General features: G+C 62.3%; 10 protein-coding genes. All 10 read right to left on the bottom strand.

Annotated elements, in window-relative coordinates:
• Positions 1-574 (bottom strand): dTDP-glucose 4,6-dehydratase (locus tag M0L44_RS19500; RefSeq protein WP_252771854.1); only part of this gene is annotated, 574 nt, incomplete at its 3' end.
• Positions 575-580: 6 nt separating this feature from the next.
• Positions 581-1,768 carry an acyltransferase family protein gene (locus M0L44_RS19495; RefSeq protein WP_252771853.1) on the bottom strand — a complete coding sequence of 396 codons (1,188 nt, stop codon included), beginning with the start codon at positions 1,766-1,768 and terminating at the stop codon, positions 581-583.
• Positions 1,769-1,820: 52 nt separating this feature from the next.
• The gene (locus tag M0L44_RS19490) at positions 1,821-2,867 is read right to left on the bottom strand and encodes a glycosyltransferase (RefSeq protein WP_252771852.1); all 1,047 of its coding nucleotides are present in this window, start codon (positions 2,865-2,867) and stop codon (positions 1,821-1,823) included.
• Positions 2,867-3,955: an acyltransferase family protein gene (locus M0L44_RS19485; protein ID WP_252771851.1), complete on the bottom strand. Its 1,089-nt coding sequence runs from the start codon at positions 3,953-3,955 to the stop codon at positions 2,867-2,869. The genes M0L44_RS19490 and M0L44_RS19485 overlap by 1 nt, the downstream gene beginning before the upstream one ends.
• 100 nt (positions 3,956-4,055) lie before the next feature.
• Positions 4,056-5,063, bottom strand: a complete 1,008-nt coding sequence (locus tag M0L44_RS19480) for a glycoside hydrolase family 5 protein (RefSeq protein ID WP_252771850.1) — start codon at positions 5,061-5,063, stop codon at positions 4,056-4,058.
• A 29-nt stretch (positions 5,064-5,092) separates the two neighbouring features.
• Positions 5,093-5,857: a hypothetical protein gene (locus M0L44_RS19475; protein ID WP_252771849.1), complete on the bottom strand. Its 765-nt coding sequence runs from the start codon at positions 5,855-5,857 to the stop codon at positions 5,093-5,095.
• Positions 5,854-7,038, bottom strand: a complete 1,185-nt coding sequence (locus M0L44_RS19470) for a glycosyltransferase (protein ID WP_252771848.1) — start codon at positions 7,036-7,038, stop codon at positions 5,854-5,856. Before M0L44_RS19470 ends, M0L44_RS19475 begins: the two co-directional genes overlap by 4 nt.
• 32 nt (positions 7,039-7,070) lie before the next feature.
• Complete coding sequence (locus M0L44_RS19465) at positions 7,071-8,957, bottom strand: WecB/TagA/CpsF family glycosyltransferase (protein ID WP_252771847.1); 1,887 nt, start codon at positions 8,955-8,957, stop codon at positions 7,071-7,073.
• 17 nt (positions 8,958-8,974) lie between these two features.
• Positions 8,975-9,877, bottom strand: coding sequence for an acyltransferase family protein (locus M0L44_RS19460; RefSeq protein ID WP_252771845.1), 903 nt, complete (start codon positions 9,875-9,877; stop codon positions 8,975-8,977).
• Positions 9,874-11,016 carry a glycosyltransferase family 4 protein gene (locus M0L44_RS19455; RefSeq protein WP_252771844.1) on the bottom strand — a complete coding sequence of 381 codons (1,143 nt, stop codon included), beginning with the start codon at positions 11,014-11,016 and terminating at the stop codon, positions 9,874-9,876. The genes M0L44_RS19460 and M0L44_RS19455 overlap by 4 nt, the downstream gene beginning before the upstream one ends.
• Positions 11,017-11,072 lie beyond the last annotated feature (56 nt).

Below are 11,072 nucleotides of genomic sequence, written 5' to 3'. Positions count from 1 at the left end.
GCCCGTAGTTGTTGCTGCAGTTGGTGGTGAGCACCGGCAGGCCGTAGGTGTGGTGCCAGGCGCGCACCAGGTGGTCGCTGGCGGCCTTGCTGGCCGAGTACGGGCTGTTGGGCTCGTAGGGGTTCGTCTCGGCAAAGGGCGGGTCGCTGGGCTTGAGGCTGCCATAGACCTCGTCGGTGCTGACATGGTGGAAGCGGAAGCCCGCTTTCTCTTCGCCCTCGAGCGTGCCCCAGTGGGCCCGCGCCGCTTCCAGCAGCGTGAAGGTGCCTTCGACATTGGTCTTCATGAAGGCGCCGGGGCCGTGGATGGAGCGGTCCACATGGCTTTCCGCGGCGAAGTGGACGATGGCCCGCGGGCGGTGGGTGGCCAGCAGCTGGTCCACCCGGGCGCGGTCGCCGATGTCGCCGTGCACGAAGTGGTGGCGTGCGTCGCCGTCGAGCGAGGCCAGGTTGGCGCGGTTGCCGGCGTAGGTCAGCGCGTCCAGGTTCACCACCGGCTCGGCCGCGGGGTCCGCCAGCCAGTCCAGCACGAAGTTGCTGCCGATGAAGCCGGCACCGCCGGTCACGAGAATCATCTTAATTTACCCCTTTTGTGCCGACATCCGGCCGTTTGTCAGAGATGCCACCAACCCGCCTCGCCACGGATACTTCCAATCAGCAGTCGTCAAATTACGCGCAAATCTTCTTTCCACGCCATTGAAGACCAACACCATAAACAACAGCGCAAGGCAAAATATCAAACCGCGACTCAAAATGACGTACGCCATGCCCTTTCCATCCAGAACAAGGGAGGCCAAATAGCACCCCAGATTGATGGCCGCATAGTGAGTCAAAAACATTGAATAGGATCGCTCGCCAAGCCACAAAAACCAAGGCCTCGACAGCCATCTTCCCAGCCGACTCGTCCCATCCGCCGCCATTGCGACCAGAGCCGCTCCAATCAGGCCATAACCCACATGATGGTTAATGCCCGGGAACAACAAAGATGCCAAGACGATCACAAGCCCGATCACCCAGAAGTAGCTTCGCACGGGAGCAGTGACGTCATAACGCGCCAAAAATACCCCCATGGAAAAGTAAAACGCGTAGGAAGCAAAATTCCACCCGACTGCAAACAACCCGGCCTTGCCAAGATATGGAATAAAAGCGTGGGTGAAAATCGAGACAAAAAGGCAAATGAGCACAAGAGCGCCTATTGCCACCCCAGTTCTTTTGAAGAAAACCAGACACGACACCAACAGTGGCACGCCCAAATAAAACAAGACCTCAAGCCCAAGGCTCCACCAAGCCAAGTTGTAAGCCACATCGGTAAATATGCCTACCGGCAACTCCAGTAGCCAATCACGCCAATAAAACCCAGGAAGACCAGAGAACCGTGTCCACCAAGTGGGATAGATCCACACCAAGCCCACAGCGACACCAGATATCAGCCAGGCCACGAAGAACGGAGGATAGAGCCGAAGAAAGCGTCGCCTGAGGTAGTCCAGTACCTCCAGCTTTCTTCCATACCGAAGGTAGGGGCGCAATAAAAGCACACCACTCAAGCAGAAAAATATTTCCACCCCAGATGCACCGAACCCAAATAGCGCGCTGGCCAGCGCTGGAGAATCATGCTGGCGAAAATAGAGTGCCACATTGGATATCGCAATGTGGTGAAAAAATACCAGCAACGCCGCAATCGCCCTCAAGCCATCCAGTCCGTGGAATCTCTCGCGCGACGCCGATGGCTTCAAGCTAGGGCCAGCGGCAACAGTAGATATGAATTTCACCCTCCCTCCCGATCAGTGGCCATCAAACGAATGACGAAAGGCGCAATCGGCCTCACCCCTTTAGACTTGCCGCAACCGCACGCCCAAAAGCCGCCCTGGTATTTCTCTTCTCGTAGCGAAGGCGAGCCGCCTCGCCCAACTCAATCACCAGCCGCGGATTGCAGACCAAATCACGAACAGCCCGCCTGATGGCATCAGAATCTCCAGCCGACACACATATCGCTGATTTCTCATCCACATAATCTTCCATGCAGCCCCCAGCGGTGACAATGCAGGCCTTGCCAAGCCGCATCGCATCCAATAACACAAGTTGCCCTGCCGAGACATCCGTGTTCTTGATTGGAATGATCATCGCCGTGCAATCTCTCACTTTCCGCTTGAATTCATCGTCAAATACGCCATGAAGGACCACCACATTCGGCGGAATATTCAGATCTGCGACATCTGACGGATAGCAGGCAATTTGAAGCTCGGCCGACAAACCTCGAAAGGCTTCAATGAGGGTTTTGTAATCTCGGTTACTGGTCCCGCCCGCAAAGAAAAATGGCGACTCATCAGGCGCTGCCACCGGCTCTCGACGCGCCTCCGTACCCAACGGGGAATTTCTTCCAAATGGAATAAATACCAGCTTGTCAGCAACAACGGCGCCAAACTCTTCGGCATAGTAACGACGCTCTATCGAAGCCGCACAGGCGAGTCGCGTGAGAGCTGGAGAACGAATCAGCCACGCGTACAAGGTGCGATAAACCTCGCCCTTCCACCCGGGCCGCCGGTTGTAGATCAATTGCAAGACGATGGTGCGTGGCCCCCCTCTTTTGCCGCGCCCCAGAAGACGGGTAAGCAGCGCGTAATAGAGCCCAATGAACTGCTCGCCGAACACGATATAGCCCACCCGATCGCGCTGCCTGAATGCCGCCCACGCCGAGCGAAAGATATTCCAGTGGCGACGGAACGTGCTAGCTGCAACGCTCCGGCTGGTTCGAAACAATTCAGTCTGCACCTCAACATCCAGACCTTGCGACAGCGCCTGGAGCATCGCAGGCTCGTCCACATAGGGCGCTACCAGCAGCAGCCGCGGCCTCTCTTGCATCTTGGGCATCACTTGACGGTGCGTTGATTCATGGGGACGGGCGTCATCCAGGCGCGCAGACGCTGAATCAGGGGACGTTCCAGCCAGGTGTGGACCCAGATTCCAAAACCCACGGCCAGGAAAACACAGAGGGCGAAACCCCATTCCGCCCCAACCCATTTGAAGCGCGCAGCAAGAACCCCCAGCAAGGCAGAGATCACGAGTTGATGACAGAGATAGATGGCATAGGAGGCATCACCCACCCGCTCCAGCCACCGGAAAGGCCCCAAGGAGGCGACACCACTCAAACCCAGAGAAAGCCAGGTCAACCCGAGAAGCGACGAGGCCATGAAGAATAAGTGAGAAACGTTCGATCTCTCGTAGCCCAAGTGCCAAATCGCCATATAAATTAGTGAAAGCAGCGCCACAACCAACGCCGCGGCCCACCCCCAATGCGAATCCCCCTTGAATGACCGATGCCGCCACAGTGCGAAACCACCCACCCCCACAGCGAACAGGGCGTTCATCTCCGCAAAAATGAAATACCAGGGGGAATCTGCACCAACACCCCCTAGCGAACCCATGACAGCCAGAAGAAACATGGCTACGGCCGACAAATAGGCAGGGAAAATGCCAAATCCAATCATTGCCCCCACGACCAGATAGAAGAACAGTTCGTGTCGAAGCGTCCATAGCACGTTGGGCGCCAACTCATTCCCGGGTATCAAAATCAAGGAACTCAGCACCTGGGGAATGGCAACATCACCGCGCCCAAGGCCCTTGGCCACGGCATACATGAGGGTGGCCAGCCACATCATCGGAATGATCCTGACAAAGCGCTTGATGAAAAAATCCTTCCAGCCCACTCTGTAATGCCATTTCGCATCAACCGACACCAGAACAATGACAAACCCACTCACCACGAAGAACAGGTCCACGCCGATGAAGCCCATCTTCCAGAATCCACTCCAGGGGATTTCGCCGAGATATTTCGGCATCCCCACCATCTGGGACGAGTGATAGCAGACCACCAGCACCGCAGCAACCGCCCGCAGGTACTGGATGCCCACAAGCCGTTCGACGGGCGCCGCGTTCTCCACATGAAGATTCATCGTCATCGTGAACGGTCCCCCAAGAATGGTCTGTCAACGCCGACCGCCACCCCCATTCGCGCGATGATCGCCCTCCATGCCCAATGGTCGTTCACCGCGATCCAGCTCAGCGCCTGATGGCGGTGGATTGGAAATAGGGCCGCAACGCATTGATCTGCGGCTTGTCACCCGCTGACGTGGGCTCCAGGCTCAAGATGTAGCCTGCACTCCAGCGCCCCCCTGCCCACATGTAGGTTTCCACACAGGCGGCATCGGCCACCTGCACCGTGGTCATCAAACCCGGGATCCAGCGTTCATCGTTGCCGGGAACACCTGTTTCCCCAATGGCACCTTTCTGGCCATATGTCTTGAGCCAGTTCACAAAGGGGGCCAGACGGTCGTTCGCCCTCTTGACAATATCCACAGCCGGATTGAATGGATTTTTGTAGATCCCGCTGAAATCATCATCAAGGTACATGTGTGCCTCATAGATGATCTTGCCGGCAGGATCTGTCACGAACGGCGCGGGATGGTTGCTGGGCCACAGTTGCGAGTTGCTCCAGCCATCCCCACCCACATAAATCTTTCTGCTGGAGTCGACGCTGCGGACACCGTTGACACCGTACTGCGCAGAGGTCTGCCAGGTGCCGTTGGTGTCATGGGGCTCGTTCATCAGGCCGTAGCCATAGACGATCTTCTGGTCCTTGAGGGCGTCCGCCAGCCGATGCCAGAGATCCTGAAACGCTGCCACGGGCACTTCAGGACTGCCGATCAGCTTCCCCTGGTATCGGTCATAGTTGTGAACCTCGACCATCACCGGCACCCCTTGCGCGTCGGCCTTGGCCAGAAACTGCTTGAGGTCGTTGAGGTATGCGGAACTGAGCTCGCCCATCAGTACCGGCTGAGCCGCCTCCCAATTGATGGGCAGCCGAATCGCATTGAAGCCCACGCTCTTGTAATAGGTGACGTGCTCTTCGCCAGGGAACTGATTGACCACCTGTCCATTCACCCACCCCGTGGGCAACGGCACCAGGTTGATGCCACGGACGGGGCTTGAGCAAGCGCCCTCAGCCCCCCGAACAACCAAGAATTGCAGTCCACAAAGAAGCAGAAGCAATGCGCTGATGCGTCGCATAGGGCACCTCTCAGAGGTCGTTGGGCTCATCAAATCCACAAGAATGGAAGCGCCGTCCGGGTGAAACTCCGGAGCGCCCCTTTCATGCGGTACTCAAGACTGGAATAACTCTTGTTGGAATAACCGCTGAATCCTTCGAGTTCCGGTTGCGTCCTGAACCGCGGGTAGACCCCCTTGGGTCGGGTCTCGACGAGCGGAAACAAGCGATCGAAGAAGGCCCGCTCGATGACATAGCCATCGCCGTAATGCCCTCGGAAGTAGCGGTCATACCCATCCAGACTGAACGCCACCAGTCGCAGCTCCAGCCATTCATTGCCCCCCAGGCGCGCGCCCACCACCGGCAAGTGCCGGAAGTCGGCATAGAGCTGGAATGCCGGCGGGGCCTGCCGCACCATCCTGGCCATGTTCTTCACGATCAGGCGGCCGGTGACCTTCCAGACCTGCGTGTCACCCGGCCAGCCCAGCGCACGCAGGCGGCTCATGCCCTGATCCAGCATCAGAAACTCGCCGTAGCCTTTGCCCTTCTCGGCAGGATAGTCCGTGGTGGTCGAGAGGAACTCGATCTGTTTCCGGGTTCCGAGCGCGCGCTGCAGTTCACGAAAGGCCGTCAGATCGTGGCCAGAATTCTCGAGGAAGAGGATCCCCTGCACCCATTCATCGGGCAGAGACGCATAGTGGCGAAAGGCCTCCAGGTACTCTGAGAGGCGCAATGCCGGGTCCACGCGCACCGAGTTGCCGATCCCTTGCGCCGGCGTGATCGTCGCGGTCATCACGATGAGGGTTCGGCGCGTCACGGGATGCGTCCTTCCTGTGCAATCTCGAGTGTGAGGGGCTGCACGTCGCACGCATGCCGCACCACCTGGAGATACTGTTCGACATGGGCACGGCTGCTGAAGCGGCTCTTCAGTTCGGGGACCTGCCGCGCCAGCGCCGTCCGGTTCTCCTCTTGGGCGGACAGCATCCGCAACATCCCCTGTGCGATGGCGTCTTCAGAGCATGGATCGACCGCGCAGGCGGCCGAGACATCGTCGACGAAGCCATCGATTCCGGTGCCCTTTGAATAGAGGATGGGCACTCCCGCCAGCAAGGCCTCGACATAGGACATGCCGAAGGTCTCGTTGTGACTGGGCAGCACGAACATGGCATAGCCCGGCAGCCGGGCCAGCAGTTCGTCGTTGGGCATCGGGCCGCACAGCGTCACCTGCGCGCCCAGTTGTAGCTGGTCGATCAGGCCGGAGACCTCGGCCATGACCTCCGGGCTGCCGCGGCCGATCACATCCAGCCGCGCGTCCTTCGCCGAAGCCAGCAAGGTCTTGAACGCCGGCAGCAGGCGATCGAGCCCCTTCTTCCGGAAGACGTTGAGGTCCATCACCGTGACCAGATGGTTACGGTGCCAGGGCCCGGAGGAGGGTCTGTCGCGTTCCACAACGAAGTTGGGCAACAGGCGCTCCGCCTCCGGAGCAGGCTGGCAGTGCCGCTGAAGGATGGGCTTGAACCAGGCCGACACGTAATAGACCTGCCGAGCCTGCCGCACCACTCGGCGCAGCCAGGGACGGTAATGCGGTTTGAAGCGGAAGACCTTGGACTCCGCTTCGCCGCGCACCGACACCACATAGGGCAGCCGCAGCCAGCGGTTCAGCCACCAGGCCGCCAACCCTTCGAAACAGAGCTTGTGGGCATGCACCATCTGGACCTGCAGGCCCCGGCGACGCAGCTGCCGGCAGACGCGCCAGGCCACGATGGTCATCGACAGACCCAGCAGGACGCCGCCCGGCAGGCCCCAGTAGCGCATGGACACCACCTGGGGGTCGCCTTGTCCATCTCCGTCAATGCAGTTCACCTGCCACGGCAGTGCGACACGGTTGAGCGACACCACGAAATGGTCCAGCCCTCGGCAGGCCTGGATGAAATTGCGAACGGCCAGGGTGGTCTCGGCCCGGTTGGCATCGGGATAGTCGGCCGACAGGTGCAGCACACAAGGCGGCTGGGCTGTGGCACGTCGCAGGTTCACTGCCGGTCCCCCCAGGCGGCGCGCAGGAACAGCATGTTGCCCAGCAGGTAGCGCCGCCACATGCGGCGCGGCTCCCGCCAAAGCCGGTACAGCCATTCCAGCTTCATGGCGCGGACCCAATCCGGCGCCCGCTTGGCCGTGCCGCTCCAGAAGTCGAACAGCGCCCCCACGCCGATCGCCACCGGCACGCCCGCCGCAGGCGCGCACCGTGCGATCCAGTGTTCCTGCAGCGGATTGCCCATGGCCACCAGCAGCACATCGGGTGCCGCCTGCCGGATGCGCTCGCAAAGCGCAGCCTCGTCCTCGGGACCGAAGTAGCCATGGGCATGGCCCACCCAGTCGTGGCGCGGGAAGAGCTCGCGACACCGCGCGTGGGCCGCGTCCACCACCTCGGGCCTTGCGCCCAGCAGGAAGACCCGAAGCCGGGAGCGGCTTTCGCGCAGCCAGCGGGGCACGAAATCCGTGCCATTGAGGTTTTCGGGGAAGGTGTGTCCATAACGCCAGCGGCTCGCGATGTCCATGCCCACGCCATCGTTGACGACGAGGAAATGCCTCAGGGTATTTTGGTAGGACAGCTGCCGGCGCGCCTGGTTCAGGGTGTGAGCATTGGCAAAAGCGAGATACACGGATCGACGCCGCGTGGCGCACTCGTCCAGTTCACGCATGAGGAGCTCGCCGGTCATCACCGCGATGTCCACCCCCTGCAGGCGTCGCACCTGGTGACCCGGTACCTGGTCGTACTGCACCATGAACCGCTCGGCGGTGGCGGGCCAGCTCCAGTGGCTCGCCGCCTGCAGCGCAGCATGGCGAAACCGAGGATGGTCCGCCGCAACCCGGTCGATGAACTGGTGGGCCACGCTGGCCGCAACCTCCGGCTGCGTGAAGTCCAGCGTCTGCCCCACCCCGGCGCGCTCGACAATGCCCTTGAAGCTGCGAATGTCGGACGCCAGCGGAATCAGCCCGGCCGAGAGCCCTTCCACCAGGGTCATGCCAAAACCTTCGTACTCGGAGGCGCTGGCCACAAAGGACGCCCGGCCCAGCTGGGTCCGGATCTGGGGGTCACTCAGCCCGGTGTGGATCTCGACCGCCTCCTGCACCCCCAGCGACCTCACCAGATCCTCTAGACGGGTCAGATTGCCGTCCCAGTCCCGTCCGATCACCAACAACCGCGCGGCGCACCCTCGCGCGCGCAGATCCGCAACCAGCCTCACCAGCCGATCCACCCGCTTGTTGTTGGAGAAGCGCCCCACGAAGGCCAGCACCGGCTGGAAGCCTGCCGCGGCCGCCCCCCGGAATTTCTCGGTGTCCACGCCGTTCTCGATCAGGGTCATGCCATTCGGACGGATGACCTGAAAAGTGTCGAAGTCGCCTTCGCTGCAGGCGAACACGTGCGCATACCGATGCAGGGACCACCGCGTCACGGTGTGAAAGAAGAGCCGCTTCAGGCGGGATGCGTAGGCCGTGTGGAAGAAGCCCCCATGCGTCGAGAGCAACAGGGGACGTCGGTGGAAGAACTGGGTGATGGCCAGAAAGTCGGCAAAGAAGTCCACGCCATGCACATGCACCAGGTCGAACTCGCGAAGGTGCTTGAGCACACCTGGGGCCAGGGGATAGCGGTGCGAGCCGCGCCAGGCCAGGCGACGCACCGGGATGCCATCGAGACGCTCCTGGGCAGGCAGCGGCGGCGCCGGCGGCGCATGGAACACCGAGTCCAAGGTCAGCACCTGGGCATCCAGCCCGGCGTTGCGCTGCTCGGCGGCCAGACAGGCCACAAAGTTCTCGAGCCCACCCACCGCAGGTGCGTACTGGCGAACCACATGCAGCACGCGCAGCGGCCGCACGCCAGCGCCACTGCTGCGAGGAGACCAGGTTCGAGAATTCAAGGAAGGAAGTTCAGACATCACATGACCCGCCTGGCAAGATTCGGAAACAGACGGTGCGCGCCAGAGACGGCGGCCCAGGCCATCAGGAAGACAAGCCAGATCACAACAGGCTCGCGCACCAGGAAACCAAGCTTGGCGACCAACATCAGCGCCAGCGGATGCACCAGATAAATGCCCAGCGTGGCCCTGGACAGCGGGGTGGCCGACCAGGGCACCTTGTACTGAACGCCGGGCCGCAACAGCAGCAGGCCCAGCGGAAATCCGATCAGGTAAGGCCAGCTCGTGCCCCGAACGGGATGGCTGGCCAGGCCCCACAGCCCCAGCAACACCCATACCAGGGACAGGCCCCGAGCCCAGGGCGGCTGTGTGTTCCAGCAACGCAGAAACAAGCCTAACAGCACAGCCGGCAGAACCTGAACATACTGCGCAAAGGGGTATTCCAGCGACACAGGCATCAGCACGCCCTGCGCCGCAAGCAGCAGCAATGCCGTGGCGGTGAAGACCCCCAGCAACCCGGCCCATGCCGGGGCCGGCCCCGGGACCCACCGGTGCCAGATGTCCATCGCCAGCAACACGAAGAACGTGAAGGGCAGGTACCAGAGATGGATGCTGGGGCCCGCCAGCAGCAGGACCGGCCACTCCGCGGCCGTCCACTGTCCGGCCCGCCCTGTCACCGCGTCCAGCAGGGCATACACCCCCCACCAGAACACCCAGGGCAGGAGCAGACGCTGGGCGCGCGCATGCAAGCGATCCCTCAGGGGCCCGTCCTGGGGGTGTGCCAGGACGACCGACAGCATCACGAAGACGATGAGCCCCGAGAGCGCGAATTCCTCCCCGGGTCCACGTGCGTGGTACCAGACGATGCCCAGGCAGGCCAGCACCCGCAGCCACTCGATGTCCTGGCGTCTCGACGCCGTCATGCGCGGGCCCCCGAAACGAGCGCGGCAAGAGCCTGCTCGTAGGGCGCCAGGGTGGCCCGCCAGGCCCATCGCTGGGCCGTTTGCACCGCGTGAAGCCGATCTTCCGGATCGAGCTGACGCACCAGGGCCTGCAAGCCGCGGGCGAGGTCGTCCTCGGTGCAGGCGGGCACCAGCACGTCCCGGCCGGGCTCCAGATACTGCGCAAAGGAGCCCACGTCGGTGGCCAGCACCGGCAACCCGGCCGACCGGGCCGCGAACAGGGCCCCGCTCTGGTCGATGTGCCGATAGGGCAACACCATGGCCGCGCTGCCCCGCAGCAGCAGAGGAACATCGGCATCCGGGACGAAGCGGTCGATCAGATGCACCCGGTTGGCGGCCTCTCCCATGGCGGCGCAAGCCGCCTGCAGGCAGTCTCGGTAGTCCGCTGAGCCGATCCGCCCGACCAGCAGCAGGCGGACGCCCGCCGGCAGGCCCGCGCGCACCACGGACTGCAACAGCACATCCGCGCCCTTGTACGGTGACAGATGCCCGAACATGAGCAGCAACAGTGCACCATCGGATGGCAGGCCCAGCTGACGGCAGAGGGCTTCGCGGTCGCCCGGCGCCGGGGGGTGGAACTGGTCGATGCCGTGTTCGATCACCAGAATGCGTTCCGGGGCGACGCCGAACTCGGCGTGCAGGGCCGCCTTCATGGCCTCGGTGTGCACCACCAGCCTGTGCGGCCAGCGGTACACCCAGGAAAAGATCCACCGATGCAGGGGTGTATCTGCGTCGTGAGGCAGCAGGTTGTGCACGCTGAGCCACCAGTGGGGAATGAACCGGTGCGCCAGCCAGGCCTCCACCCACACCCCCAGGCCCTTGCGCAGGGTGAAGAGGCCGTTGAAATGGAAGACCGCATCGGGTCGCTGGCGTGCCAGCCGCAGATAGGCAAACCAGTAGCGCCCGACGTTGAGCAACTTCTCCCAGGCACGCCGGCCTGCATGCTGGCTGCCGCGCAGGTTGAGGAACTCGACGCCAGGCTCGAGCCGCTCGACCAGCGTGCCGTCCGCCCCCACCACGGTCACTGGCACGCCCCGTTGCGCCAGACCGTTGGCAAACGCCACTTCGTATTCGGCCTGGAAGCCATGGGAGAGCAGCACCACGGGGGGCGTGGTGCCGGCTGCGGGCCTGCTGGCTTCGGGGCGAGGACCCTGCC

Source organism: Ideonella oryzae, assembly GCF_024055665.1.
GTDB lineage: Bacteria > Pseudomonadota > Gammaproteobacteria > Burkholderiales > Burkholderiaceae_C > Ideonella > Ideonella oryzae.
This window is presented reverse-complemented; position numbering and strand designations above follow the sequence as displayed.